29 protein-coding genes are annotated in these 25,474 nt (G+C 38.0%); 8 read left to right on the top strand and 21 right to left on the bottom strand.

Annotated elements, in window-relative coordinates:
* Positions 1–17 precede the first annotated feature (17 nt).
* From coaD to J2Z32_RS19545, 8 genes are all read right to left on the bottom strand, one after another.
* On the bottom strand, positions 18–530 hold the full coding sequence (gene coaD / locus J2Z32_RS19575; protein ID WP_210090883.1) for a pantetheine-phosphate adenylyltransferase: 513 nt from the start codon (positions 528–530) through the stop codon (positions 18–20).
* A 22-nt stretch (positions 531–552) separates the two neighbouring features.
* Positions 553–1,131: a 16S rRNA (guanine(966)-N(2))-methyltransferase RsmD gene (gene rsmD, locus J2Z32_RS19570; RefSeq protein WP_210090882.1), complete on the bottom strand. Its 579-nt coding sequence runs from the start codon at positions 1,129–1,131 to the stop codon at positions 553–555.
* A 124-nt stretch (positions 1,132–1,255) separates the two neighbouring features.
* A complete protein-coding gene (locus tag J2Z32_RS22600) occupies positions 1,256–1,381 on the bottom strand; it encodes a hypothetical protein (protein WP_280921165.1) in 126 nt (41 codons plus the stop codon).
* Between the two features lie 192 nt (positions 1,382–1,573).
* Positions 1,574–2,494 carry a HAMP domain-containing sensor histidine kinase gene (locus tag J2Z32_RS19565; protein WP_210090881.1) on the bottom strand — a complete coding sequence of 307 codons (921 nt, stop codon included), beginning with the start codon at positions 2,492–2,494 and terminating at the stop codon, positions 1,574–1,576.
* A 110-nt stretch (positions 2,495–2,604) separates the two neighbouring features.
* Positions 2,605–3,294 (bottom strand): response regulator transcription factor, encoded by a 690-nt coding sequence (locus J2Z32_RS19560; RefSeq protein ID WP_210090880.1) that lies wholly within the window; start codon positions 3,292–3,294, stop codon positions 2,605–2,607.
* A gap of 31 nt (positions 3,295–3,325) precedes the next feature.
* Entirely contained in the window at positions 3,326–4,045 is a 720-nt protein-coding gene (locus J2Z32_RS19555) for a hypothetical protein (RefSeq protein WP_210090879.1), read from the bottom strand.
* A gap of 19 nt (positions 4,046–4,064) precedes the next feature.
* Complete coding sequence (locus J2Z32_RS19550) at positions 4,065–4,847, bottom strand: ABC transporter permease (RefSeq protein ID WP_210090878.1); 783 nt, start codon at positions 4,845–4,847, stop codon at positions 4,065–4,067.
* Positions 4,844–5,587 (bottom strand): ABC transporter ATP-binding protein, encoded by a 744-nt coding sequence (locus J2Z32_RS19545; RefSeq protein ID WP_210090877.1) that lies wholly within the window; start codon positions 5,585–5,587, stop codon positions 4,844–4,846. Before J2Z32_RS19545 ends, J2Z32_RS19550 begins: the two co-directional genes overlap by 4 nt.
* A gap of 200 nt (positions 5,588–5,787) precedes the next feature.
* Here J2Z32_RS19545 and J2Z32_RS19540 point away from each other — a divergent pair, with 200 nt between their 5' ends.
* A complete protein-coding gene (locus tag J2Z32_RS19540; RefSeq protein ID WP_210090876.1) occupies positions 5,788–6,081 on the top strand; it encodes a hypothetical protein in 294 nt (97 codons plus the stop codon).
* A gap of 204 nt (positions 6,082–6,285) precedes the next feature.
* Positions 6,286–6,522, top strand: a complete 237-nt coding sequence (locus J2Z32_RS19535) for a hypothetical protein (RefSeq protein WP_210090875.1) — start codon at positions 6,286–6,288, stop codon at positions 6,520–6,522.
* Positions 6,523–6,621: 99 nt separating this feature from the next.
* Here J2Z32_RS19535 and J2Z32_RS19530 read toward each other — a convergent pair whose 3' ends face one another.
* From J2Z32_RS19530 to J2Z32_RS19515, 4 genes are all read right to left on the bottom strand, one after another.
* Entirely contained in the window at positions 6,622–7,167 is a 546-nt protein-coding gene (locus tag J2Z32_RS19530; RefSeq protein WP_210090874.1) for a cupin domain-containing protein, read from the bottom strand.
* A 91-nt stretch (positions 7,168–7,258) separates the two neighbouring features.
* Positions 7,259–8,269: a phosphotransferase gene (locus J2Z32_RS19525; protein WP_210090873.1), complete on the bottom strand. Its 1,011-nt coding sequence runs from the start codon at positions 8,267–8,269 to the stop codon at positions 7,259–7,261.
* 12 nt (positions 8,270–8,281) lie between these two features.
* Positions 8,282–9,130, bottom strand: coding sequence for a methyl-accepting chemotaxis protein (locus J2Z32_RS19520; RefSeq protein ID WP_210090872.1), 849 nt, complete (start codon positions 9,128–9,130; stop codon positions 8,282–8,284).
* 37 nt (positions 9,131–9,167) lie between these two features.
* Positions 9,168–9,749 carry an LURP-one-related family protein gene (locus J2Z32_RS19515; protein WP_210090871.1) on the bottom strand — a complete coding sequence of 194 codons (582 nt, stop codon included), beginning with the start codon at positions 9,747–9,749 and terminating at the stop codon, positions 9,168–9,170.
* 273 nt (positions 9,750–10,022) lie between these two features.
* On the opposite strand from J2Z32_RS19515, the gene J2Z32_RS19510 reads away from it, so the two are divergent.
* Entirely contained in the window at positions 10,023–10,562 is a 540-nt protein-coding gene (locus tag J2Z32_RS19510; protein WP_210090870.1) for a GNAT family N-acetyltransferase, read from the top strand.
* Positions 10,563–10,703: 141 nt separating this feature from the next.
* Here the strand turns inward: J2Z32_RS19510 and J2Z32_RS19505 are convergent, their stop codons facing one another.
* The gene (locus J2Z32_RS19505; protein WP_210090869.1) at positions 10,704–11,117 is read right to left on the bottom strand and encodes a VOC family protein; all 414 of its coding nucleotides are present in this window, start codon (positions 11,115–11,117) and stop codon (positions 10,704–10,706) included.
* A gap of 216 nt (positions 11,118–11,333) precedes the next feature.
* On the opposite strand from J2Z32_RS19505, the gene J2Z32_RS19500 reads away from it, so the two are divergent.
* Both J2Z32_RS19500 and J2Z32_RS19495 read left to right on the top strand, forming a co-directional pair.
* Positions 11,334–11,780, top strand: coding sequence for a hypothetical protein (locus J2Z32_RS19500; protein WP_425343023.1), 447 nt, complete (start codon positions 11,334–11,336; stop codon positions 11,778–11,780).
* Between the two features lie 8 nt (positions 11,781–11,788).
* Complete coding sequence (locus J2Z32_RS19495) at positions 11,789–12,067, top strand: DUF2653 family protein (RefSeq protein WP_210090907.1); 279 nt, start codon at positions 11,789–11,791, stop codon at positions 12,065–12,067.
* 121 nt (positions 12,068–12,188) lie between these two features.
* On the opposite strand, the gene J2Z32_RS19490 is transcribed toward J2Z32_RS19495, so the two are convergent.
* The 4 genes from J2Z32_RS19490 to J2Z32_RS19475 form a co-directional block, all read right to left on the bottom strand.
* The gene (locus tag J2Z32_RS19490; RefSeq protein ID WP_210090868.1) at positions 12,189–13,541 is read right to left on the bottom strand and encodes a sodium-dependent transporter; all 1,353 of its coding nucleotides are present in this window, start codon (positions 13,539–13,541) and stop codon (positions 12,189–12,191) included.
* Between the two features lie 191 nt (positions 13,542–13,732).
* Positions 13,733–14,776, bottom strand: coding sequence for an HD-GYP domain-containing protein (locus J2Z32_RS19485; RefSeq protein WP_210090867.1), 1,044 nt, complete (start codon positions 14,774–14,776; stop codon positions 13,733–13,735).
* Between the two features lie 251 nt (positions 14,777–15,027).
* Positions 15,028–15,882 (bottom strand): prohibitin family protein, encoded by an 855-nt coding sequence (locus J2Z32_RS19480; RefSeq protein ID WP_210090866.1) that lies wholly within the window; start codon positions 15,880–15,882, stop codon positions 15,028–15,030.
* Between the two features lie 88 nt (positions 15,883–15,970).
* A complete protein-coding gene (locus tag J2Z32_RS19475; RefSeq protein WP_210090865.1) occupies positions 15,971–16,753 on the bottom strand; it encodes an ABC transporter ATP-binding protein in 783 nt (260 codons plus the stop codon).
* A gap of 142 nt (positions 16,754–16,895) precedes the next feature.
* Here J2Z32_RS19475 and J2Z32_RS19470 point away from each other — a divergent pair, with 142 nt between their 5' ends.
* A complete protein-coding gene (locus tag J2Z32_RS19470; RefSeq protein WP_210090864.1) occupies positions 16,896–17,750 on the top strand; it encodes a GNAT family N-acetyltransferase in 855 nt (284 codons plus the stop codon).
* A 100-nt stretch (positions 17,751–17,850) separates the two neighbouring features.
* Here J2Z32_RS19470 and J2Z32_RS19465 read toward each other — a convergent pair whose 3' ends face one another.
* The gene (locus J2Z32_RS19465; protein ID WP_210090863.1) at positions 17,851–18,300 is read right to left on the bottom strand and encodes a flavodoxin; all 450 of its coding nucleotides are present in this window, start codon (positions 18,298–18,300) and stop codon (positions 17,851–17,853) included.
* Between the two features lie 414 nt (positions 18,301–18,714).
* On the opposite strand from J2Z32_RS19465, the gene J2Z32_RS19460 reads away from it, so the two are divergent.
* Both J2Z32_RS19460 and J2Z32_RS19455 read left to right on the top strand, forming a co-directional pair.
* On the top strand, positions 18,715–19,578 hold the full coding sequence (locus J2Z32_RS19460) for a class I SAM-dependent methyltransferase (RefSeq protein WP_210090862.1): 864 nt from the start codon (positions 18,715–18,717) through the stop codon (positions 19,576–19,578).
* A 4-nt stretch (positions 19,579–19,582) separates the two neighbouring features.
* Complete coding sequence (locus J2Z32_RS19455; RefSeq protein ID WP_210090861.1) at positions 19,583–20,311, top strand: RluA family pseudouridine synthase; 729 nt, start codon at positions 19,583–19,585, stop codon at positions 20,309–20,311.
* A gap of 85 nt (positions 20,312–20,396) precedes the next feature.
* Here J2Z32_RS19455 and J2Z32_RS19450 read toward each other — a convergent pair whose 3' ends face one another.
* The 3 genes from J2Z32_RS19450 to parE all read right to left on the bottom strand — a co-directional run bounded on the left by J2Z32_RS19450 (position 20,397) and on the right by parE (position 25,455).
* On the bottom strand, positions 20,397–20,825 hold the full coding sequence (locus J2Z32_RS19450) for a MarR family winged helix-turn-helix transcriptional regulator (protein WP_210090860.1): 429 nt from the start codon (positions 20,823–20,825) through the stop codon (positions 20,397–20,399).
* A gap of 174 nt (positions 20,826–20,999) precedes the next feature.
* On the bottom strand, positions 21,000–23,450 hold the full coding sequence (gene gyrA, locus J2Z32_RS19445) for a DNA gyrase subunit A (protein ID WP_210090859.1): 2,451 nt from the start codon (positions 23,448–23,450) through the stop codon (positions 21,000–21,002).
* Between the two features lie 13 nt (positions 23,451–23,463).
* Entirely contained in the window at positions 23,464–25,455 is a 1,992-nt protein-coding gene (gene parE, locus J2Z32_RS19440) for a DNA topoisomerase IV subunit B (RefSeq protein WP_210090858.1), read from the bottom strand.
* Between the last annotated feature and the right edge of the window lie 19 nt (positions 25,456–25,474).

The following is a 25,474-nucleotide window of genomic DNA, read 5'->3' as shown; positions in this document are numbered from 1 at the left end:
ATAAAAATATAACTCGATTACTGTTGCTTTTGCTTCGTATACTTAAGCTTTAATGCTTCATCTACCTCAGCAGGCACTAAGTCACTTACATCACCATGAAAGCTAGAAATTTCTTTTACGATGCTGGAGCTTAAATAGGAGTATTTCGGATTCGTCATCATAAAAATCGTTTCAACATCACTGTTTAATTTATGATTAGTTGAAGCGATTTGTAGCTCATATTCAAAGTCTGTAATAGAACGAACACCACGCACAATGACATGCGCTTGTTTATAATCCATATAATTAACTAATAGGTCTTGAAAGCTATCTATTTCAACATTGGGGATATGTTTAGTTACTGTTCGAAGTAAGTGGGTTCGTTCCTCCACACTAAATAATGGATTTTTATTCGTATTGTTTAACACAGCTACAATCAGATGATCAAATTGTCTTGCGGCGCGATTAATAATATCCATATGTCCTTTGGTTACTGGATCAAAGCTGCCAGGATACACTGCAACTCTAATGCTTTTGTTTGCTGTACTCATTTTACTAACTCCTCCTTGGTTGTTATTCCTTTTCTTGCTCACCTTGCTGAGAATCATAGGAGTAGATAGAAATTGCAGCTTCACCATACTCTGCCTTACGCCACATCCGGAAGTTTCCAAAATGCTCTGGGTATGTATATCCTGCATCGTGCTCCAATACAATGGTAGCGTCATGCGTAAGTAGCTCAAGCTCTGCCATTTGTTCCATCAGCTCATCTCCATGCTTTAGACGATAGGGCGGATCAAGAAACACAAGCTGAAACTTCATCGCTCTTTTGGATAAAACCTTTAAAGCACGTTTTGCATCATTTTTATAAACCTCTGCTTGATCACTGAACTTGGTCACTTGCAAATTATCGTGAATAGTTGCAATACTTTTAGGCTCCAAATCAATAAATACTGCATGCTCCATTCCACGACTCAACGCTTCAATGCCAAGACCACCTGTTCCTGCAAATAAATCAAGCACATTCCCGCCTTCAAAAAAGGGACCAATCATACTAAACAATGCTTCCTTTACTTTATCCGTAGTGGGACGTGTTCCAATACCCGGAACTGCCTTCAAATGCCGTCCACGAGCACTTCCTGATATCACTCTCATTTTACATTCACACCCTTGTCTAAAAATCCCTAAATAAAACCTAAACAACATAATCCGCTTCCATATCGTAACACAAAAACAAATAAAACTTGAAAAACGCAAATATTATAACATTTTTTTATGCTTACATGTATAAATCATTACAAATTGAGGCAGAATTAAACATATCGACATCAGCAAATGTCGTAGACAACCGCGGAGAAGACTTACGTTTCCCCATAAGCTCTTCATCCGGTTTCTCCTCTCCCATGATTCGAGACTCTTGGAAAAGGGTCTCGGCTTTTTTTGTGTGTGGCAGAAAGGTTGCAAATTTATCATTTTCGTAACTTGAAAAGCATTTAAGTTCATTCTGGATAAAAAAACACATCCGCTAGTTTTGGGATGTGTTCTTTATGTTATCAGCATACAGTATCAATTTTCTTCTTACTTGTCCTCCCATAATTCAAGATACTGAAGTACAGGGAGACACAGGCAACATGATTTCAAATGTGATTATATCCCCATCAACAGCAACCTGAATCTCACCCTTCATCGCATTTATGATCGTTTTAGAAATGTAAAGACCTAACCCAAGATGCCCTTGAGCCGTATTCATTTCCTCTGAATAAAATCGATCAAAGATTTTGTTGATGTTATTAGGTTGTATCGTAACGCCATCATTTTTTATAGTCAAAATAAAGTGATGTTTCTTTATTTCCATAGACATCACAAATAAATTTTTTGTGTATCGATAACAGTTGCTTAATATATTTTGTATCGCTCTATCTAATGGAAAAACATCAATCAACATCGTAGTCTTATCATTTTCTTCAATTAAATTCTGCAAGCTATAATGAATTCCTCTGATTTTACATTCTGATTCTACACTATAAATCATCTCTTCTGTCCATGTATAACAGCTAAACTTATTTAATGATAAATTTAATGCTTCTGGTGTTGCATAACTTAAGTTAAGTTGCTTAGACAAATCCGCTAAAACAGCAAGTTTATTTTCAATAATTTTTAAATATTGTTGCTTTTCCTCTGGTGTTTCGGCTAAGTCATCCTGCAACGCCTCTACATATGCTGAAATCGAGGCGATTGGGGTTTTTAAATCATGAGAAATGCTACTAATAAAATTTTTACGTTGAATTTCAAACAGTTGTTGTTGTTGCTGTTGTTCGTATAATTGACTTCGCATATGGTCAAATGCGGATACAAAGCTCCCGATCTCATCATTTTTACAATACACAATAGGATGAGACAAATCACCCGATGAAATCAATTGTGCCTCATTGATTAAAGTCTCTATTGGTTTAATAATCCGATTTTTAATATAAAAAACAACATATAAAGTAAGTGAAACAGAGGGAACCACTATCATAACAAGGAGCCATACGGGAAAGCCAGTCGATACAGTTAATGTCAAAAGTATAAGTGGTAAAATACATAGAATTGAACATATCAACAGTAGGTTATTAATAATGCTCTTTTTCATCGCAATTCTCCGTCAAATCGATACCCCACTCCACGTACTGTAGTTATTTCATGAAAAGGGCCTAGCTTTTCCCTAATTTTCTGGATATGGATCGTTACTGTATTGATATCCCCATACTCATTTAATCCCCATACATGATTATAAATCTGCTCTTTACTTAGCGCCTGCTTAGGATGTCTTAATAAAAAAATTAACAAGTCCATTTCTTTTGTTGTAAAATTTAGTACTTCATTTTCATCTCGAACTTGTCTAGCTAACAAATCAACGTATATATTATTAAACTGGAATGTCTGATGATGATTATCCCTAGTGGAGTAGCCTTCAATTCTTCTAAATAAAGCCTCAACACGCGCCACCATCTCCTTCATTGAAAATGGCTTTGTCATGTAGTCATCTGCTCCAAGCTTTAATCCAAGAACTTTATCTAGCTCCGTTTCCTTAGCACTTATTATAATGACAGGGACAATACACTCTAATCGAATTTGACGTAAAACCTCAAGTCCATCTAAATGCGGTAACATTAAGTCTAACAAAACCAGGTCAGGTTGCATTTTTTTAATCGCTTGTAAGGCATCATTGCCATTTACGATAATTTGGGCATCATAATGCTCTCTTTGCAAATACTTTTTAATCATATTAGCTAGCTCTAGCTCATCTTCAATAATGAGTATTGATTTTTTTCTCATAACAACTGCCTTTCCTTAACCCCCAGTGATATTAGGAAACAAACAAATCCTTTGTTTTAAATCGCTGTACCGTTATGCAAACTAGGCTTACAGATATTAGTACAAATATAGCCATAGTCATTAATATTATACTAGATTGTGTATGAGTAGCTACTGGCAGCTGAATAAGCCACATCGTAGGTAAATAATTCAAGATTTGCTCAACAGATTCAAGCACAAACATAATTAGAACCATCCCCATAGAAAGTCCAATTGTAACGACTTCACTTTCGGTGAAAATCATAAAGGCCATACTCATACTTGCAAAAAATAAAACACCAGCTAGTATCGCTACAATTTTGGGGATAACAAGGTCAAGGTCTACAACCCAAAGGTGGTCATGAGATACAAACATCAGTGTCGTGCCTGTAATGACTATAGTTAGTAAAAATAGAGCTAAGCATAAGCTTAATGTCAGAATTAATTTTGAAATCATATAGATGCTTCTACTTTTAGCATAAGGAAGAACTGTTTTTAAAAATTTATAGTGATAATCATTAGCGACAATCTCACATATCATATAACTACAGATTAACCATCCTATTGGACGAAACGTAGCTAGGACGCCATTTAGAACCTCAATTTCCGAAAGCCCTCTATTATACATAAAAACAGTATACAAAATACTAAATAACACTAGTGTAATCATTATAATGTGGTATTTTCCCTGAAAAAACATTTTTTTTAGTTCAAACTTTAATTGCTTAATCACTACGCCCACCCCCTTTTATTCAAACAAACAAATCCTTCTTTTTAAATATAAAATAACTAATCCATCCAAATAATAAAGCATAACAAATTAAACTAAACAAACTCATCATAATATAAGGGGATGGCTTCGTTAAAATATCCAAACAAAAGAAATACATCTGACGAATTAGGCTCCATCGGTTTATGATAGGGATTAATTCGAGATATTGACCTGCCATCAGAGAAACACCCAAAATTATAGTACTTTCTAGCAAATAATTGGATATCATAGCTACAACTAAAGCCATAAGTCCAAAAACAAAATAGGGTAAAGCTAGAGCTAAACCACTCTTTAAAGTTACAAAAACACCAGATAAACCACTATAAGTAAGAGAAGCGATAATAAGTTGATCCCCCCACCCAAAAAAGAGGGTTCCAACAACATACCCTAAACTAATCATTAAAAAGGAAAGAAAGATTGAAAAAACAAAAATAGAAAGGACTTTGCTAAAAAAATATTCATTTCTTGATACAGGTTGTAGCAGCTGTAATTTAATTGTTCCCGCGGTGCGTTCTTGTATAATAATTTGTCCAACATAAATCGCAATAAACACACCCGAGAACAAGTAACTCGCTTGTAAATGCTGAATTGGAAAAGATTGACCATTTCCTACTGTAAGTACGGTTAGTTCACTTCCATATAATTTATAAAATAATGCAGATATAATAAAATTCACGAAGTAAATAAAGGCATATATGAGTGTACTTTTAGCAGTTAAAAACCTTCTCACTTCAAAGGAAACCAGCGACTTTACATTGCTCATAATGACACCCCTTTAACAGACGAAAAAAAGAGCTGCTCCAAATTATTAACTGAATATTTCTCCAACAATTCATTTACCCTGCCACTCTCAATTAAAGTTCCTTTTTGAACAATAGCGACTTTGTTACATAAATCCTCCATCTCTCTAAGCATATGGCTTGAAATAAGAAAAGTAATATTATGTTGCTCTGCTAAGTGTCTCACTAGAGTCTTCATTTCATATAATCCCATCGGATCAACACCATTTGTTGGCTCGTCCAAAATAATTATGTCTGGATCGCTTAAAAGCGCGTTGGCAAAGCCCAGACGTTGCTTCATCCCAAGCGAAAAGGTTTTTACTTTATCATTTTTAGCATCCGTTAATTTCACAAGCTCTAGCACTTCATCCATTTTCGTAGATTTAATTTCTTTATTAGATAAGGTTGCGCTTAATTGTAAATTTTGCTTTGCCGTTATGTTCAAATAAAAAGCAGGATTTTCAATAATACTTCCAATTGAAGCTGTCGTTTTTTTGGTGTTGCTTGTAATTGAAATCCCATTGATGAGAATATCTCCCGCAGTGGGATAAACTAACCTAGTTATCATACGTAACGTCGTTGTTTTACCAGAACCATTTGGTCCTAAAAATCCATAAATATCCCCTCTTTCAAGACTAAAGCTTAACTTGTTTACAATCACCTTATTTTTAATTTTTTTAGTGAGATTTGTAATTTGCAACACAGGAATTTGGTTTGTTTTCACATTACTTTCCTCCACAACTTTATTTATAGTTCTTGCTTAAAAATGTATCATCTTAAAATAAAGTTACACTGGCGGAAAAATAAAGTTTTAATAAAGTGGATTCCAATAGTACAAGCAAACAAGATATATGATTCGCACCCCTACAATCTTTTTTGCATATTCTGTATTTTAAGTACAGTTATACGGAAGTAGGGACAAAGATGGCTTTTTCGAAAAAAAATAATAAAACGAAAAAACAATCTCCCCGTACAAATCCTAAAAAACCAAAGGGATTAGAATATACAGTGGCCGCGTTATTACTGACGGGAAAACTTAAAGTTGACTCCGTAGAAATATTCCGGGAGGCTTCCTTTGTTGTTACCCTAGTTGGTCAATATAATAGCAACGATATAAATCAAAACAATGTAGAGCAAATGGTTCAATTTCTTGATAATCATGGCGATTTAACATTTAACGATTTCATCAATGCTCTCAAAAAAAAGGCAGGTAATTAGGAGGGTAAATTATGGATAGCTTTGATGGAGTAAAATTTTCAGAGTTTTTGATTGTAATTATCCTTGTTAGTTTATTTTTTTACGGTTCAACAAATATTGACGATCTAACCACAGCTCCTACAACAACTTAATTGTTACCACGGGCATAACGCCGTTCCATACTTTCCTTCTTTCCATAAATTATAAAAAAGGAGGAATGATTATATGGAAGCCTATTACACATGTTGTCGTTACAAAAACAAAAAGGTTCGTCTCATGACCATACATGGTCAGCAATATGAAGGAGTTATTACAGATGTAGATAGAAATAACGTCTACTTGAAAACAGCAGGCAACAGGAATGTCAAGACTTCTGGACTTTATCCTAATTATTACAACAACTATAATAATGAAATTTTAACATTAAGTTTATTTACATTATTAGCCATCGTATTAATTTAAAATTAAAAAAACGTTAGTTTCATTTACGCATAATTAAAAGCACACAGTTCCCCTTTATAATGCAAAGGCAGAATTGTGTGCTTTTTGTAATTTATTTCTCTAGCAGTTTCCTTTATATTTCCCACAATCAAGTGGTGGACCTAAAATAACGGATTCTTGCAGCGGTGCGATCGCTCTAGCATAATCCTCTTCGTTAATGCAATAGGCTCGCCCAAGCACTTCCTTAGGTATACAGCGTAAAAAGTCTGAACCAAGCACAACGTCGGGCGTTGGCACATCAAATATAGTTAAAACATATACATCATTTGTCTCAGCAATAATCCAATGGAACCAGCCTTGAGGTAGAACTGCAACTTGCCCTGGCTTCAAATAATAAGCCATCACTTTTTGAGTGAAGGGATTAAACACTGCTGTAACAACCTCACCTCGAATAACGACCACCATCTCCGTCGCATTGGGATGCCAGTGTGGCTGAACAATAATACCCTTACTTAAGTACACATTAAAAAAGCCATTTTTTATTGCTGGAAGCTGCTCCCCAAACAATTGAGTAACACAATTGTGCGCATCACGTTTATAAAATACATATTGGTTAGAATCTGCCGCCAAATTTAAGTTTGGAGACTTTAAAATTGGGTCGATCATAAAGTTGAATCCTCCTCATGGGTTAACGTCTAATTTACGTTATGCAGCTTAGGAGGAATGTGCTACACAATAGCCTATAATTTGCCCAAGATTAGCCCAAAGATTTCAATAGCAGCGAGGTAAGCCACTGATCACTATTTCGTAATTGTTGTAAATCTTGACATAACAGCTCTGCTTGCTGACTTAATACCGATGGGGGGTCAATTTGTTCCAAATACCTACTTGTGAAATGAAGAAAAACATCAACCTTACGTAATAACATTAGTAACGGAATGGCCTTAATTTCCTCTTCTTCAAGCCTCACAAAATGACGGAAACCTAAACAAAACTGCTCAATATGTTGCTCCGAATCGACTCCCTCTCCATCTCCAAGTAAATCACCCAACAAAACTGCGATCTCCATTACCCTTACATCGTTTGTACAAAATTCAAAATCCAGCCATGCCTTGACTTGTCCTTGCTCAGTCAGTAAATTGGAGTGATTCAAATCCCCATGCACAAGTTGATGTGGTAGATTTCTAAGGTTATCCAGCTTAACTATAATCATTTGAAAGGCTTCACAAAGCTCAGCCAATGAACACTGTACATCCCGTAGCGAGTCTGGAGGATCATAACATAAGGACAATAATGTCTCATTTGTACACAAAGGATAAGCCTGCTTAAGCTCATAATAAGGAGGATAAATAGAAGCCCGTTCTAGCTTGATCCGGCTTAGCGCTAACGACAATTCCCCTGTGGCTTCACCAAGCACGCTTGGCAACAGCGCATCACGTTCCTCCATCGACGCTCCCTCTATATATTCAAATAAACAGGCATAACGGCCAGAGCCGTCAGAGACTTGAACAACAGTTTCTCCATTAAGAGCAGTTAGTGGTTGAGGCACTTGGAAAGTATAGGTTTGTTGCCCCAACAGCTCTAACACATGGTGTTCAAACTTTATTTTTTCTATATCTTGATGTGTGTTATAAATACGTACTACAGCTTGTTTGGGCCCCTCTTGTACAAAGTAGGTTGTATTATTCCAGCCACCCTTACCTTCTTTTTGCTGTCCAGTCCAATTTCCCCAATATTGCTGCACAATCTGTTGTACTAATGTGCTCATTCATAATCTCCTTTATATTACTTGCGCCACCTCTTTAATATTTTCAGCAGAAGCGGCTAATTGCTGTGCTGAAGCCGCGATTTCCTCCGTAGAAGCCGCTTGTCTTTCACTTTGGAGGAAGCAATCTGATAAGGTAACATCTAGCTCCTTAAAGTTGTTTTGGCTCGCATTTAGTATACCTTCGATTTCCTTTGTTGCTTTTGTACTAGAGTCCGCCATTTTTCTAATTTCCTTAGCGACAACACCAAATCCACTTCCATGCTCACCTGCATGAGCGGCTTCAATAGATGCATTTATACTTAATAAATTAGAGCTATCTGCCACCTGCTTAATAAAATCTAAAATTTCGTCTGTTTTGTGCAGTTCCTCAAGCACTTTTACAGCTAAATTTTGAACTTGGTTAATGTTATTCGCAAGTACAGTTGCAGTCCCTGCAATTTCATCAGTCACGGTTCTAATTTCACTGGAGCTTACAGCTAAATGCTCTGCCGCGCCATTTAAAGCAACCTGATTTTTAAGGCTAATTCCAATTGTAAATACACCCGTTACCTCTCCTGTTTCATTCTTAAGAGGAAGAGAAGTTGATTTAAATGGAGTACCATACACCGCTTCACCTATATTTGATGACACAACCTGCTCCGTAAGTAAAGCCTGTTTTACCCCACTTTTTTCAGGGACAGCCATCCCTTCATCTGCATGAATATCAATCTCTTTACCAGCTAAGTAATAAAGAAATTGCTCCTGATCTGTTAGCCCAAACATGACATCAAGCGGAAACACCTGCTGAATAAGCGGAAGTGAAATCGCAAGCGCTTCTTTAATTTGGTTTAAATCCGTTGTTTTATTGTCCAATGTAAACATCTCCTACGGTTCTGTTAACTACTGTGTGTTTTCGATTCTATGAGTCTTGCTTTCCTTCAACTGCACATAATAAAATTGCAGCAGCCATAGCTAACCGGCGATCAAATTGTAAAGTAGTATCTGCGGATAAATCTAAATCGAGCTTCGAAACAAACGGATTCATGTTGCGTTTATAAGTGGCAACCTGCTGTTGACCAATAAAAGTATAGTAGGTTTGAGGTATCAAACCAGATAAAAAGCGGCGTAAAAATGCCTTAAAACGACTATCTTCCTTAATTAACCCCCTTTCATTATCGTTATTGTCTAATATGATCCATTCATCCTTGAAGATCGATTTCATTCCTTTACGCTTTAATGCACCAACTGTCTCCCCGCTTTGACTATCAATGACATCATATGTAGCAGAAAAATCAATATAATTTCTTGCTTTAATTCTAATTAATTCTTGGGATTTATTTTCATCTGTATATATAGCAATATCCTCTTTCAATTTAAAAGCTTTAAGCTGAGCATACATGATCACATTTTGATTCTCATCAAAAACATGAAGCTTGGCCCCCACTAAAGCAATTACCTTTCTTCTAATGTGGTATTTAGTGTGAGTAAATCTAGCGTCCATACTTCCATCCTTCCCATCGCAAAAAATTAATTTTTGAAAATAAATTATGAAAATACATGAAGTTAATTCTATTATAGCGGGAGTGAGACAAATTCTGAATGAAATATCACACAAGTTCCATTTTATTCATATTTTTATGCTGAAATTTCCTAGAATTCTAATATGAATTATATGTAAGTGAATTGTTATTGATTTGTCCAAAGTTAAATATTAACAAATAAACGGAACACTGTTATACTGTTAAAAATCTTTTAGGGAGGCGTATCTATATCTATGTACAATCCACACAATAAAACGATCGAAACAACAAGACTGCTGCTTAGACCATTTTTAGCTTCAGATGCACCCATCGTGTCTGAATTATGTAATAACTACAATATTTATAAAAGTACACTTTCTTTACCTTATCCTTATAGTGAAAGTGATGCTGTAGCATGGATCGAAAGGCACGAGGGTAATTTCTCTAAGGATGTCATGTATCAATTTGCAATTACAGATAAAGTGACACAAGAGTTATATGGCGGAATTGGAATAAGCAACAACCAAGGTCATAAGCATGGTGAATTAGCGTATTGGATCGGTGAAAAGTACTGGGGAAAGGGAATTGCAAGCGAAGCAGCGAAAGCAATGATCGAATTTGCGTTTAATCACAAGAAATATCATAAGGTGTACGCAACGCATTTCGCTTCAAATCCTGCCTCTGGAAAAGTAATGCTCAAGGCTGGCATGGTACAGGAAGGTGTGCTTCATCAACATGTAAAAAAGGAAAACAAGTTTGAGGATCTCGTATATTATGGAATCATAAATCAGTAATTGACAGCCAACCCAAACTAGCAAAGAGACAGAGAGATTCTGGAGATTGTCTTGTATGATTTTAACAACAATTGAAAGTACTCTCTATATCGTAGCTAGCAGCCTTCAGTCATTGTCAAGAACTGATTTATATAATAGAGCCTATTTTTCCAAATTAAATTGCCACTGTATACCAAACTTATCAACAATACTGCCGTAAAGCTCGCTCCAAAATGTTGGCCCCAGCTCCATAATTACTTTTCCGCCTTCCTTTAGCTTTTCAAATGCTGACTTAAGCTCATCCGCACTTCTTAAAGTTAGGCTTAAGCTAAAATTATTCCCTTGTGTAAAGGGCATACCCGGAAAAGTATCTGAAAACATAAGGGTATTGCCACCTATACTTATGCGAGTATGCATTACTAAAGATTTAGCTTCATCTGGTATCGGGTGACTAGGATCTGGCTCCATTTCCCCAAAAGTCATAATATGTGGCTGCTCTAGACCAAAAACGTCTACATAATAAAGAACCACCTCTCGACAGTTGCCAGCAAAATTTAAATAAATATCAAGCGACATACACTCACTCCTTCAGAATAATTAAACATTGTCTTCATTTGTCCTATATTTCCACACATATTTAAGCTTTATGCACCATTAACCTCATATTTAGTTTTTGATCTATAAAAATATAAATTTCAAATAAAATTGAAACCATTTTAATAGATAAACGTAGAATTAGCTAGACACTAGACGATTAGGGGTCAAACTTTTTTTGGAGGGTAATTACTAACGATGATGAAACTAACCAAACGTATTTCTTTAGTGATTGTGGCTTTAACTGTTTTCTTTGCAATGGTATCACCGGATTTAGCAGATGCTAGACGTGGTGGAGGGTTTAAATCAGGCACTCGTAGCTATACAACAACACCAAAAAAGACAACAGATAGTGGAGTTCGAAAAACAGATTCATCAAAAAGCAGTACAGGAAGTACAAGCTCTACCGCTTCAAATGGCCGTGGATTTTTTAGTGGGGGTAGCTTGTTTAAAGGAATGATGATGGGTGGTATTGCAGGTTTACTATTTGGCTCTATGTTCTCAGGAATGGGAATGATGGGTAATATTTTAGGACTTGCGGTTAACGTGTTTGCTATATATATCTTAGTTATGCTAGTAATGGCATTATTCCGGAGAAAACAACCACAGCCCCAACCTTCCGATGATCGGGGTACACGTTACTAATGTCACGTATTATTTTAAGTATGGATGAAATCATCAATGCAATCTGTATTCATATTGCAGAACGAAATGACATTCAGCCTACTGAGGTTCAGGTGGAGTTAAGCTGGGAGGAAGATGCAGGATACAGTGCTGAAGTGTGGGCTAAAGCACGTAATCAGTTCATGTCTGAATCCCAAATGATTGAAGCAATCATTCGTTACGTTCACTCTGAATATCAAGCAAGAGTTTTCCGTCAGGATGTACAGCTCGATCTTGATGAAGAAATTACAGCAATCATAAAAGTATAACGGTACTCAATTTAAATATTATAATCAAATTACTTGAATTGAATCATTGAATCATGAAAAAGGAACTCTAGGGCAACCATTAATAGTTGGCCAGGGTTCCTTTTCTACTGCAACTTATATGTTATTCAAACTTAATTACGCCTGATGTATGAAGTAACACGAGTAGCACTAAGATTGGTGCAATATAACGTAGCATAAATAACCAAATCTTAAACCAAGTTTGATTTAACCCAGACTCTTCAGCGATATTTTTCCAAAAGTAACCGGCAAAAATAGTCACAACCAGTCCGATGAATGGAAGTAAAATGTTAGAAGCAATGAAATCCATTGCATCAAAGAAGCTTACACCAAACAGTGTTATATTTTTTGCTAAGCCAAGGGATAATGCCGAAGGTAAACCTAGTAGGAAAACTAAAATACTCATAGTCCAAACTGAACGCGAACGTGACCAACTCCAACGTTCCCTTGCATAGGCTACTGGAACTTCTAGTAATGAAACAGAAGATGTAATTGCCGCTATCGCAAGGATGACAAAAAATAATCCTGCAAAAACGCTTCCAGCAGGCATTGAAGAAAATGCAGCCGGTAAAGCTTCGAAAATTAGTGAGGGCCCCTTATCAGGTGCAATCCCAAATGAAAATGTTGTTGGGAATATGATTAATCCTGCAATAAAAGCATAGATTAAATCCCCTGCGCCTATAGCCAAAGCAGCGGTACCTAACGATTGCTCCTTATTAACATAAGCTCCGTAAGTCATTAAAATACCCATACCAAGTGATAAAGAGAAAAAGGCATGTCCAAGGGCAATTAGTGCCGATTCAGGACTTAGTGATGCAAAATCAGGCTTTAAGAAAAAATTAACTCCTGCACCCGCCCCAGGTAAGGTTAATGCTCGAATCATTAAAATAATTAATAAAACAACCATGCCTGGTAATAATACTTTATTAAACTTTTCTATCCCACCAGAGACACCTTTGATAACAACCCATGCAGAAATGAGAATCGATATTCCCTGCCACATGATAGGTAAGTACCCTGAGCTAAAGTTAGCAAAAACTGCACTATAATCGCTATCTTTAAATAATTGACCTGAAAAGGACAACATCGCATAATGAAGTGTCCAGCCAGCAATAATCACATAAAAGGATAATATAATAAATGGTGCAATAATCTGCAGTATCCCTAAGCCATTCCAACCCTTTTTCCCAGTTATTTTGGAAAAAGCGGTCGCTGCACTAGTTCGTGAGGTCCGACCAATCGCAAGCTCTGCAAGCAAAACAGGCAAACCTATAATAATTAAACATACGATAAATAGTAAGAAAAATGCTGCCCCACCATTTTCCCCTGTAATATACGGGAATTTCCACATATTTCCCAGCCCTACTGAGCTACCAATTGCAGCTAAAATAAAGCCTGCGGAAGAAAATCGTTCTTGCTTTTGATCGTTCTTGCTTTTATTTTTATTAAAACTCATCTAAACCTCTCCATCTTGTTCAAAATGTTGCATTCTACAACAACCCCCCATTTTATTGTAAAACACTTAACGTCTAGTATACCCCATCCCATTAACTTGTTAAAAGGATAAATTACACGCAATTTCATGGATTACGACATAAACAGACAAAAAAGCTCCACCCATATCTAGCATGGATAGAGCTTTTATAGCTATAAATAGATCTCTTCAATTAAAATGTTACGATTTTTTGCCAAATCAATAAACTCGCTACCCACCTTAACAAGTGGTCTAAAAATATCATTAGGATTATTGAGAACAATAATGCCCTCTTGTCCTGTATTAAGTAAAGCCTTTTTACTAAGAATGTTAGGTAATAAGTTTTGCATTAAAGCTTGAACAGGTCTTTCGTTTAGCTTACCAAATCCTAAATCATAAATCTTTTTTAATACACTTAGGAAACCTTGGCTCCCTTTTCCTTCATACTGTGATGTGAGTTCAACATAATTATTGGCAACGGCAACAATTTGAGAATAAGGATGAACTGCATTTTTCCCAAGCCCTAACGGATAACCTGTTCCATCCTCAAGCTCATGATGCTGTAATGCAACTAAGGCGATACTCCCATCAGACATGGAGTTACGAATAATATCATAACCATATCTGGTATGATTTCGCATTATTTCAAGCTCCTTACCTGTAAGCTCTCCGACATGATCTCGAATGGCATGAGGAACTTTACTTTTGCCAATATCGTGCAAATATCCAGCTTGACTAATTTCGTAGCTCTCTTCCTTAGAATACCCAAGCCATGTTGCTATGTAATAGGATAATAATCCAACTTGTAAGGAGTGATTATAAATTGTTTCGTCTTCACGTCCAAGATCAAGCAATAAATTAACTACATTTTTACGACTATCTATTTTTTCCAGCAATGTTTCTAGTCTTTCCTGCACCTTATCAGGATTAAATTTCCCTTTCACTAAAGAATCTAGAAAAATGCCTTGATATGCCTGAATGGTGTAATCAAAATCTTCCTTCAGCTTCTGATAAAACACCTCTTCTTCCGTTATCGTAGCTTCCTCTTTGTTTTCCTTTAATTCAATATCAATCAAATCAATACTATGGCGAATTAATAACGCAATTTCTTCATTTCGAATGACAGTCCCTTTAGCTAAAATATGTAGACCTGCCGAATTAAAAATATCAGATCGTAGCTTATCTCCTGTTTTCAAATCCATGACGTGAACTAACAAACGAGTAAGACCCCCTTCTATTCATCTATACCTATTAATATCGAATCAAAATCAACAAGACTAAATAGTTCAAAACACCCTTATTTGGGTAATTTTCTTACATAAATTGATGGGAAATCAAGAAAAAACAATCCTATAGTCCTATTTTTACAATAAGATAAAAAAATACTTCTCTAGTCAAGTTGGGCTTAACGACTAAAGAAGTATTTTTTATAATTGTAGATTGTTTAATTTCAAAATAATTTTTATGTTTATTTTGATTGCGATGAAGAAAATTGATTAATATCTACAAAAGGGGTAGCTCCACCTGTAACTTGGGGTAACTTGCCATCCCATTTTTCAAGTGCCTTCTCCTGAACCTCAATTTGCTTAAGCTGTACTAGCTCTGGCGTAACCTCTTGCTTTTTCAGTTTGAGCGCCTCTGCTTCTGCTTGTGCCTGCGCTACTTTTTGCTTCGCTTCAATTTCAATCCGCTTCAGATCATTGCTTGCTTTAAGTGCTTGCTGTTGTGCAACCTGCTTCGCTTCAATGGATTGATTAAATGCATCTGAGAAGTTAAAGTTAACGATGTTAATCTCATTCACGACCAGGTTATACGTCGCTAGACGTTTGGTTAAGTCCTCATTGATTTCCCCTGCAACCTTGTCACGTAAAGAAATGAGCTCCTCAGCTTGGTATTTTGCAGTTACTTCCTTAATAATTTCCTGAATGGCAGGATTTATAATAACCGTATCAAAATTAGCACCGATATCATTCATCAGCTTATATACCGACTCTTTATGCACAGAGTAGTTAACAACGACGTGCGTGGACACTGGCTGCAAATCTTTAGATGATGCTGTCGTATCTGTCTCTGTCTTCGCGACCTGCGTATTGACCTGAATTACTTCTTGGACAAATGGCATTTTCAAATGTAGTCCCGGTGTGAGTACTTTATCATTTAGTTTCCCAAACGTCTTATACAGTCCTACATGTCCGTATTGCACCTGTGCAACACTATTAGCCCCCACTACAATCAGCACAAGCACAATGATGATCCCGGCAAAAATTGCCCCTGGATTGGGGATCTTCTTTAAGTTTTTCGTCGTATTTGTTTCTGCTGCCATAGACTTCCCTCCATTAATCTCTTTCTTCTTTAAATCTATATCGTCTTTGTTTAAATTTATTACGGATGAGAAGGAGATATGGTTTCATTTATTTGCGGCGTAGCCAGACACGATCATCATTCCAGTTCACAGCAACAGGCATCTCGAAAAATTGAGATAATTGTTCATCATTAAATACTTGTTTTGTCTCTCCACTCCCAAAAACTTCACCTCTTCGAAGTAATAAGGTATGTGTAAATATAGGCAAAATTTCTTCCGTATGGTGTGTTACATATAATAAATGAGGAGCTTGTTCGCTAGTAGCAAGCTCTGCAATGCTATCAAGCAATCCTTCTTTTGAAATAAAATCGAGTCCATTTGCAGCTTCATCTAAAATCAACAGCTTAGGTGATGCCATTAGCGCTCTAGCAATAAGTAGTTTTTGTTGCTCGCCTTGCGAACAAGTAGCATAGGTTCGATCTTTAACATGATAAACCCCCAGTTGTCGCATCAATTTATCTGCACGCTCGTAATCCTCCTCAGCTGGAGATTGATACAAACCGATCGTTGCATATTTGCCACTTACGACAAGCTCTTGGCTTTTTTGTGAGCGATGGAGCTTTTCTTGAAAGGAAGAGCTTACCCATCCAATCGATTTTCTTAATTCCCTTAAGTCAATCTGCCCAAATTTGTGCCCGAATACCGAGATTTCCCCTGTCGTGGGCCAAATGTACCCATTTAGCATATTCAGCAATGTCGTTTTACCAGAACCGTTCAAGCCAAATAATGCCCAATGCTCGCCTTGATTCATTTTCCAATTTACGTTAGTAAGAACCTTTTTTCCATCTCTAACCCAGCTAATATTGCTCATTTCAAAAATAGGTGTAGTCATAATTTGGTGTCCCCCTAATCATCCTGTTAATCTATTTATTATTGTATCAGTCTTGTATAAACGTTAAATATACTATAAGCTAAGCCTCTAGCCTTAAGATTGTCAAGGTATTATACTGATTTATATTGGAGTGTGATTGAGCTTGAAACATAATATTTTACATTTACAACATATCGTAGAGCAGCATGACAACCTTTCACTGAAGTTAAACTGGGATATGTTAGAAGCACGTGATGATAATGAAAATAGCTTTTACCATCTGCATGAAGGCCAACTCGTTGGATTTTTGGCGTTGTACCCTTTTGGGGACAAGGTTGAAGTATGTGGGATGGTGCATCCTGATTACCGTAGACAGGGAATTTTCACTAAGCTGATTAAAGAAAGCATTACAATGAAGCTTGAGCAGCAATACAAGGAGATTTTACTGAATACACCTGCAAATTCATCATCTGGTGTAGCATTTTTACGTCAAATACCTTGTCAATTAGGTTATACAGAATATCAAATGAAGTATTACCCACTGGAGAAAACTGCTGGGACAGCTCAAAATGATAATCACTTAAATCAGTCAATTAAGCTAGATCCTTACCAACCTGAACTTCATCAACATTTTTTTGCGCAATTAGATGTTGACGGTTTTGGAGAAAGTGAAGACGTAGCAATCGAATATTACGAAAAATTAAGCTTCATAGACCAATCTCAATACTTTGTTGTTATGAAAGAGGATCAGGCCGTAGGGAAAATAAGAATTTCACATGAAAGTAAAGATGAAGTGTGGTTGTATGGTTTTGTCATTTCGGCAGCGATGAGGGGACAAGGAATTGGACGAGTTGTACTTGAGCATATTGTTGAGCGTGAATCTAAGCTTGGCGTAAATGTATGGCTTGAGGTTGCACTAAATAACGATCATGCTCGTTACCTTTATGAATCTGTAGGTTTTCAAGTACAACACGAGCAAAGCTACTATAAGTGGAGTCGTTCATTCTTTTATAGCTAAATGTAAAAACAGAGGTATTGTGAAAAAAGTAACTTCTTTCTTCCTAATGCACCTCTGTTTTTATGTTATTATGAATGGTAGTTTTTTTAAATCATATTACCTAGCAACTCTTGACATGGCTTACGAAATTAATGCCAAATTGCTGACATAACTCACGTTCATCTCCTGTAGGGGAATATTCAATTTTTAAGCCAGGTTGGGTGATCGTCCCCCCACGCTCTACAATCTTTTTTTCTAAAATATCTACCGAAGCACAAAATTGCTCATAGGTTGTATCTCCACTGCCAAAAGTGGCTGCACAAACTCCCGTTAAATCTAGCTCATCCATTTCCTCAAAAAAATCAAGGAATTCATCTGGCAGCTCTCCATCTCCCCAAGTGTATGCACCGATACAAAAAGCATCATATTCCTTTAAAATCGAAGCATTACAATCCATTGCATCCTTTACCGTCACTTCATGTCCTGTTGATTTAATGCCTTCCCCGATCAAATCAGCAATATCCTCTGTATTCCCTGATAAACTGGAATAGACCACAATATATTGACTCATGTTATGCTCCTCCAAATTTGGCTCAAAACCAAAATTAGTGGTTGCTCACTTCCGAGGAAAGCAGCTACGGCGCAGAGGGTGGCTTCTACCCCTGTTACAGACCTGATTTTCTTGGCTTAGATATTTATCGGTTGAAAAACAGGCTGTAAAGGCGGACGTGTTCACTTCCCCACCATCCCTCTTCCCCTTCGCTATTTTCGCTTCCTCTCAACCACTAATTTTAAGTTGAGCCCCAAATTTTAAATAAAAATCTTTATATTCAGTTTATTGATAATGATTATCAATGTCAACATAAAAGAGAGATACTAAACAAACGATACTTAGGGTAGCATGTCAATAGTCAAATGAGTTACAATAACATCACTATGGTTTATTTTATAGAAACGGTTAAATTGGAAGGATGATTAAACTTTTATGTATGTAGCAAATGAATGGATTGACTATGAAGTGATCGATACTGGAGACGGTGAAAAATTAGAACGTTGGGGCGATATTATTTTAAGACGTCCAGACCCTCAAATTATTTGGCCTAAAGGATCAGATAAAAAACTATGGAATGATGTACACGGTCACTACCACCGTAGTTCTTCTGGTGGTGGTGAATGGGAAATGAAAAAATCTATCCCTGATCGCTGGACGATTTCATTTAAAGATTTGCAATTTTATCTTAAACCAACCAATTTTAAGCATACAGGGTTATTTCCTGAGCAAGCTGCCAATTGGAGCTGGATGATGGACAAAATTAAAAATGCAAATCGCCCTATTAAAGTATTAAATTTATTTGCTTATACGGGTGGAGCTACCGTTGCAGCGGCTTCAGCAGGTGCCTCTGTCGTACACGTCGATGCGGCAAAAGGTATGGTACAGTGGGCAAAGGAAAACCTTACGTTGTCTGGTATTGGCGATCGTCCAGTTCGTTTTATTACGGATGATGTATTTAAATTCGTACAACGTGAAGAGCGTCGTGGCAATAAATACGATGCAATTATTATGGACCCTCCCTCCTATGGACGAGGACCTAATGGTGAAACATGGAAGCTGGAGCAAAGCTTATATCCATTCGTAGAATCCTGCTTATCTATTTTGTCAGATCAACCTTTGTTCCTGTTAATTAACTCCTATACAACTGGGTTATCTCCAAGTGTATTAAATAACATTTTAAGCATGACGATGAAGAAAAAATATGGGGGCTCCATTTCAGCAGGTGAGCTAGGCTTGCCAATTACAAAATCAGGTTTCAACCTTCCATGTGGCATTTTAGGGCGTTGGGAGGAATAACGTCTTGCATGATATTTCAATTTTGTATGAGGACAATCATCTGCTTGGCATCGTAAAGCCACCGAATATCCCCACACAAGAGGACAGCAGTGGAGACCTAGATCTATTAACGTTGCTCAAGGATGATCTTAAAGTTCGTTACCAGAAGCCTGGCAATGTGTATTTAGGACTTGTCCACCGTCTTGATCGTCCAGTAGGTGGGGCAATGATCTTTGCTAAAACGTCTAAAGCGGCTTCAAGACTATCCGACGCAGTACGAACAAGAAGGTTTGAAAAGCTGTATGTTGCTATCGTTAGAGGCGTTCCTACTTCACCTGAGGGAACACTACAACATTATTTGTTGAAAAACGAAAAAAACAATACGGTGTCTGTCGTTGCTAAAGGAACCCCTGGCAGCAAGGAAGCGATTTTAAACTATAACGTCCTTGGCACCACTTCAGGAGCAAACCCGCTGAGCCTTATTCATATTGAACTACTCACAGGTCGCTCCCATCAAATTCGTGTGCAAATGAATGCGATGGGTTGCCCACTGTATGGGGATCAAAAATATGGTACACAGGTAAATAAGCCTGGGCAGCAAATTGCACTCTGGTCCCTCTATGTAGGTGTTCCTCATCCTGTTACAAAGGAACCTATTGATCTGGTCTCGCTACCACCAAGGCAATTTCCTTGGAGTGAGTGGGATGAGGCTGTTTATAACCGTAAGTTGCCAGTGCTACGCAGTACACAGTAAGTACACAATAAATAACATAAAAGACACCACCATGAACATTGTAAAACTCAACGTTCTTGGGGTGTCTTTTTTTAAGAAAATAAATTTACTCTGAGGAAGCAGTTTCTTTCTTACTCGTAATTTTCCCCATTAAATAAATAAGTAGCTGCTGATTATGTGTAGATAAATGATCTAATATTTCATTTAAGTAAGCTCTTCGAACCTCGGTCCCTCTTTGTACTTCCTGTAATCCGCTCTCTGTAATATAAATCCATACAATACGACGATCTGCTTCATCCCGTTCTCGGCGTATAAGCTCGCTTCGCTCCATCCGATCTAACAGCATCGTCACAGCCGCTGGTGTGGTTGTGAGAAATGGCAACAAGTCAGATGGCTTTAACGAACCCTGCTCCACTAATAACTCAAGCACAGTGAACTGAGATGTCGTTAAAGTAGGTGCTAAATGCTGCTCCATGTGACTTTGATATTCCTTCATAAGGACATCAAGTAATCGGGCAAAACTGTCAGCATGCAATATCTTCGCCCACCTTCTCTAAATAAATGTATCTGACCTTTATTCGCTATGATGCTACAAAACTCCTGCCTACTTCCAAATTTCCCCTCACTTATAAGTAGGTTGTAACCTCGAAAATACTAATAAAAAAGCAGCTAGTCCAAGGTCTCCCCTATACTAACTGCTTAACAATAATTAATTGATTTCATTCCCTTGCTTATGAAGAATATCAATAATCTTCTCTTGCTTCTGCAATGGAACTAACTGCTTCCCAATCGATTTCCGATCGTCAATAGGTGACTTCTCAGAGCTAATTACATGTGCTTCTCCAGCTTCAGTAATTAAAACCAGTTCCAAGGCTTCTTTCGTATGGAACGCTTTAATTAAGGCATTGCCATTAGGCTTGACTCTTTTTCCTTCTTTAAATTCAAAGGTTTGAACGCCTTTGCCACCTCGGCTTTGAATTGGATAGTCTAGCAATAAACTTCGTTTACCGTATCCCAAGTCTGTAATGACAAGGAGTTCTCCTTCATCACCTTCCACCCAAATTGCGGTAGCAACATTGTCATTGTCTTTTAATGTAATCCCCTTAACACCACCAGCAACACGTCCCATGCTGTTTACCTCTTGCTCATTAAAGCGAATCGACATCCCTTGCTCCGTAATTAACACAATATCCTGGTTGTTGTGACTAACCTGAACGCTAACAACTTCATCTTGAGGACCCACTTTACAAGCCGCAACAGCACCAGAACGTTTTGTCTCGTATTCCTTCAGTTCTGTGCGCTTCACTTGGCCTTGCTTTGTGACGAAGACAAGACTAATGCCTTCTTCATCAAAGCTTTTCACTGGGATTACACTTATAATTCGATCCTCTTTCGACAACGGAATTACGTTAACAATCGCCGTCCCGTTATCCTTCCATTTAAACTCTGGAATTTGATGCACAGGTAATAAGAAGTATTGACCACGCTGTGTAAATACTAATATATTTTCAAGCGTATTCACTTCAAATAGATGTTTAATATAGTCGCCGTCCTTAACGCCACTCGTTTCTAGCTCACCACCCGAACGGGTAAATGAAAGCATACTTGTCCGCTTAATATAACCCTCATTTGATAACGCAACAAGTACATCCTCCTGAGAGACGATAACTTCAAGGTTAACCTTTAATTCTTCAATTTCATCCTGAATGACAGAACGACGGTCTACACCATATTTATCACGAATCTCTACTAATTCCTTGCGAATGACTGCAATTAATTTCTTATCACTTTCCAAAATACCACGTAGGACTGCGATTTTTTTCTGTAGCTCATCGAGATCCTTTTGCAGAGCAGTAATTTCGAGATTGGTTAGACGATATAGCTGTAACGCTAAAATAGAGTCCGCTTGGCGTTCAGTAAAGCCAAACATCCATTCTAGATTTTTTTGAGCATCCTGACGATTTTTCGAAGCTTTAATTGCGGCGATCACTTCATCCAATATATTGAGTGCCTTCACTAAACCTTCTAACACATGGGAGCGATCCTCCGCCTTTTCCAAGTCATATTGCGTCCGAAAAGTCACTACTTCACGTTGGTGAGCAATATAAGCCTCAAGCATCGCTTTAAGCCCAAGCTGTCTTGGTGCTTTTTTAACAATTGCAACCATATTGGAGTTGTAGGTTACCTGCAAGTCCGTTTTTTTGAATAGATAGGCAAGAATCCCTTGCGCATCAGCATCCTTTTTTAGTTCAACAACGATGCGAAGTCCATTACGCCCTGATTCATCACGAACCTCAGCAATGCCTTCTACCTTTTTCTCTAAACGAATACTTTCCATCGCCGTAACTAAACGCGATTTAACAACCTGATACGGGATTTCAGTGATGACGATTTGTTGCTTTCCACCACGTAAGCTCTCAATTTCAGTCTTTGAACGTAAATAAATTCGGCCTTTCCCTGTTTCATATGCTTGGCGAATTCCATCTTCGCCCATAATAATGCCACCCGTTGGGAAGTCTGGACCTTTTATAAACATCCTGATTTCATCCAAGGTCATTTCTGGTTTTTCCATCAGAGCAACACAAGCATCTATCACCTCACGTAAATTATGAGGGGGGATTTCAGTTGCAAAACCAGCAGAAATTCCACTAACCCCGTTCACAAGCAGATTAGGAAATCTTGCTGGCAACACAACTGGCTCCATCGCTGTATTATCAAAGTTATCTTTAAATGGCACTGTTCGCTTATCAATGTCTCGCAAAAGCTCTAAAGCAATATGCGACAAGCGTGCCTCTGTGTAACGCATCGCTGCTGCAGGATCATCATCCTGAGAACCCCAGTTTCCATGCCCATCGACTAACACATGCCCCATCTTCCAAGGCTGCGCCATTCTAACCATACCGTCATAAATCGAGGAATCCCCGTGAGGATGGTAATTCCCCATAACGTCCCCTACCGTTTTCGCAGATTTGCGATAAGGCTTGTCAGGTGTATTGCCAGAGTCATACATTGCATATAAAATTCGGCGTTGCACAGGCTTTAATCCATCACGAACATCAGGAATGGCGCGGTCTTGAATAATATATTTGGAATACCTGCCGAACCTGTCACCTACAACCTCTTCCAGATACGCTGGTAAAAAATTCTCCAACATGCTCAAATCAAGTCACCTTCTATTCCTCATACTCTGTAAAATCTACATTTTCAATAATCCAGTTTTTACGTGGATCTACCTTATCCCCCATTAGCGTGGATACTCGGCGTTCTGCTTTCGCAGTATCAACAATTTGTACCTGTAATAGTGTACGTGCCTCTGGGTTCATCGTTGTTTCCCATAGCTGGTCTGGATTCATTTCTCCAAGCCCTTTATAGCGCTGAAGCTCGTAGTTTTTTCCAAATTCCTTTAAATAGTTTTGTAGCTGCTCCTCAGTCCAAGCATATCTAACGGTCTCCAGCTTACCTGAACGCCTTGTGATTTTATATAAAGGTGGCTGTGCAATAAATACCTTACCTTCATCAATTAACGGCTTCATGTAACGGTAAAAGAAAGTAAGCAACAAGACTTGAATATGCGCACCATCTGTATCCGCATCCGTCATAATAATAATTTTGGAATAATTGCTGTCACCAATTTCAAATTCCGTTCCAATGCCTGCGCCAATCGCTGAAATAATGGCACGATATTCATCATTTTTTAAAATATCTGCAAGCTTCGCCTTTTCCGGATTCAGCGGTTTTCCCTTTAAGGGTAAGATCGCTTGAATTTTAGAATCACGTCCTTGTTTTGCAGAACCACCAGCAGAGTCACCTTCAACAATAAATAGCTCATTACGACTAAAATCTTTAGATTGTGCAGGGGTTAGCTTACCACCAAGGTTAGAGCCTTCACTCCGTTTTTTGCCTGAGCGCATCTCATCTCTAGCTTTACGTGCCGCTTCTCTAGCTTTAGCAGCCTGTAATGCCTTTTTAATTAAGGATTGACTGATCTGAGGATTTTCCTCTAAAAAAACTGCCAATTTCTCTGCAACAATCGCATCAACACTACTTCTGGCAGAAGCGCTACCCAGCTGATCCTTCGTTTGACCAACAAACTCCACCTCAGACATTTTCACGCTAATGACAGCCATCATGCCTTCACGTAAGTCGCCACCTTCAAGGTTTTTGTCCTTTTCCTTCAAAATACCGTTCTTACGGGCATAATCGTTCATGACGCGTGTATAAGCAGTTTTGAAGCCGGTCTCATGCGTCCCGCCTCCACGTGTAGGAATTGAGTTGACAAACGAAGCTAATGTTTCGGTATATCCTGCGTTATATTGTAAAGCAACCTCAACCTCAATATCATCACGCTCACCATAAAAATGCACAACCTCATGAAGCACATCCTTGCCTTCATTAAGAAATTGCACAAATTGGCTTGCTCCACCTTCATAATGAAACTCATCTGCACGATCAGAGCGTTCATCCTTAAGCACAACTCTAAGCCCTGAATTCAAAAAGGCAATCTCTTGTAAGCGCTCAGCAAGTGTTTCATAGTTAAAGGAGATTCCACTTTGAAATACTCTTTGATCCGGCTTAAATGTCACCTTAGTTCCTGTGCGATTCGTATTTCCAATTACTTCAAGCCCTGTTACAGGCTCGCCCACATGCTCATTTCCTTGCTTATCTACCCAATACTCAAAGCGCATACGGTGAATTTTACCCTCACGGTATATATTAACTTCAAGCCATTCAGACAAAGCATTCGTAACCGAGGCACCAACGCCATGGAGTCCCCCTGATTTTTTGTAACCAGAGCCACCAAATTTACCACCTGCATGTAAGATTGTATACACGACCTGCGGTGTAGGAATGCCTGTCTTATGCATCCCTGTTGGTATGCCTCGTCCATTATCAAATACGGTAATCGAGCCATCTCGATTTAACGTGATTTCAATTTTCGAACAAAATTTAGCTAAATGCTCGTCAACAGCATTATCAACAATTTCCCATACCAGATGATGAAGACCCGACGAACTCGTACTACCGATATACATACCTGGTCGTTTGCGTACCGCGACAAGCCCTTCGAGCACTTGAATGTCGTCCGCCTCGTATCCCGAGTTAGCACCACTAGGAACTTTACCGGAAGTGGCATCCGCATCGAATAAATCGATTTGTTCCGCCATTCATGCTCCCCCTTTAATC

Source organism: Paenibacillus turicensis (assembly GCF_017873435.1).
In the GTDB taxonomy this organism is placed as follows: Bacteria; Bacillota; Bacilli; order Paenibacillales; family Paenibacillaceae; genus Fontibacillus; species Fontibacillus turicensis.
The sequence above is the reverse complement of the archived record's forward strand: the minus strand, read 5'-3'. Positions and strand labels throughout refer to the sequence as shown.

What these genes read in the sequence shown, in the direction of transcription:
- coaD (WP_210090883.1), bottom strand. Translation starts at nt 530, where the DNA reads ATGAGTACAGCAAACAAAAGCATTAGAGTTGCAGTGTATCCTGGCAGC.
- rsmD (WP_210090882.1), bottom strand. Translation starts at nt 1,131, where the DNA reads ATGAGAGTGATATCAGGAAGTGCTCGTGGACGGCATTTGAAGGCAGTT.
- J2Z32_RS22600 (WP_280921165.1), bottom strand. Translation starts at nt 1,381, where the DNA reads ATGGGAGAGGAGAAACCGGATGAAGAGCTTATGGGGAAACGTAAGTCT.
- J2Z32_RS19565 (WP_210090881.1), bottom strand. Translation starts at nt 2,494, where the DNA reads ATGATAGTGGTTCCCTCTGTTTCACTTACTTTATATGTTGTTTTTTAT.
- J2Z32_RS19560 (WP_210090880.1), bottom strand. Translation starts at nt 3,294, where the DNA reads ATGAGAAAAAAATCAATACTCATTATTGAAGATGAGCTAGAGCTAGCT.
- J2Z32_RS19550 (WP_210090878.1), bottom strand. Translation starts at nt 4,847, where the DNA reads ATGAGCAATGTAAAGTCGCTGGTTTCCTTTGAAGTGAGAAGGTTTTTA.
- J2Z32_RS19540 (WP_210090876.1), top strand. Translation starts at nt 5,788, where the DNA reads ATGGCTTTTTCGAAAAAAAATAATAAAACGAAAAAACAATCTCCCCGT.
- J2Z32_RS19535 (WP_210090875.1), top strand. Translation starts at nt 6,286, where the DNA reads ATGGAAGCCTATTACACATGTTGTCGTTACAAAAACAAAAAGGTTCGT.
- J2Z32_RS19530 (WP_210090874.1), bottom strand. Translation starts at nt 7,167, where the DNA reads ATGATCGACCCAATTTTAAAGTCTCCAAACTTAAATTTGGCGGCAGAT.
- J2Z32_RS19525 (WP_210090873.1), bottom strand. Translation starts at nt 8,269, where the DNA reads ATGAGCACATTAGTACAACAGATTGTGCAGCAATATTGGGGAAATTGG.
- J2Z32_RS19520 (WP_210090872.1), bottom strand. Translation starts at nt 9,130, where the DNA reads ATGTTTACATTGGACAATAAAACAACGGATTTAAACCAAATTAAAGAA.
- J2Z32_RS19515 (WP_210090871.1), bottom strand. Translation starts at nt 9,749, where the DNA reads ATGGACGCTAGATTTACTCACACTAAATACCACATTAGAAGAAAGGTA.
- J2Z32_RS19510 (WP_210090870.1), top strand. Translation starts at nt 10,023, where the DNA reads ATGTACAATCCACACAATAAAACGATCGAAACAACAAGACTGCTGCTT.
- J2Z32_RS19505 (WP_210090869.1), bottom strand. Translation starts at nt 11,117, where the DNA reads ATGTCGCTTGATATTTATTTAAATTTTGCTGGCAACTGTCGAGAGGTG.
- J2Z32_RS19500 (WP_425343023.1), top strand. Translation starts at nt 11,334, where the DNA reads ATGATGAAACTAACCAAACGTATTTCTTTAGTGATTGTGGCTTTAACT.
- J2Z32_RS19490 (WP_210090868.1), bottom strand. Translation starts at nt 13,541, where the DNA reads ATGAGTTTTAATAAAAATAAAAGCAAGAACGATCAAAAGCAAGAACGA.
- J2Z32_RS19480 (WP_210090866.1), bottom strand. Translation starts at nt 15,882, where the DNA reads ATGGCAGCAGAAACAAATACGACGAAAAACTTAAAGAAGATCCCCAAT.
- J2Z32_RS19475 (WP_210090865.1), bottom strand. Translation starts at nt 16,753, where the DNA reads ATGACTACACCTATTTTTGAAATGAGCAATATTAGCTGGGTTAGAGAT.
- J2Z32_RS19465 (WP_210090863.1), bottom strand. Translation starts at nt 18,300, where the DNA reads ATGAGTCAATATATTGTGGTCTATTCCAGTTTATCAGGGAATACAGAG.
- J2Z32_RS19460 (WP_210090862.1), top strand. Translation starts at nt 18,715, where the DNA reads ATGTATGTAGCAAATGAATGGATTGACTATGAAGTGATCGATACTGGA.
- parE (WP_210090858.1), bottom strand. Translation starts at nt 25,455, where the DNA reads ATGGCGGAACAAATCGATTTATTCGATGCGGATGCCACTTCCGGTAAA.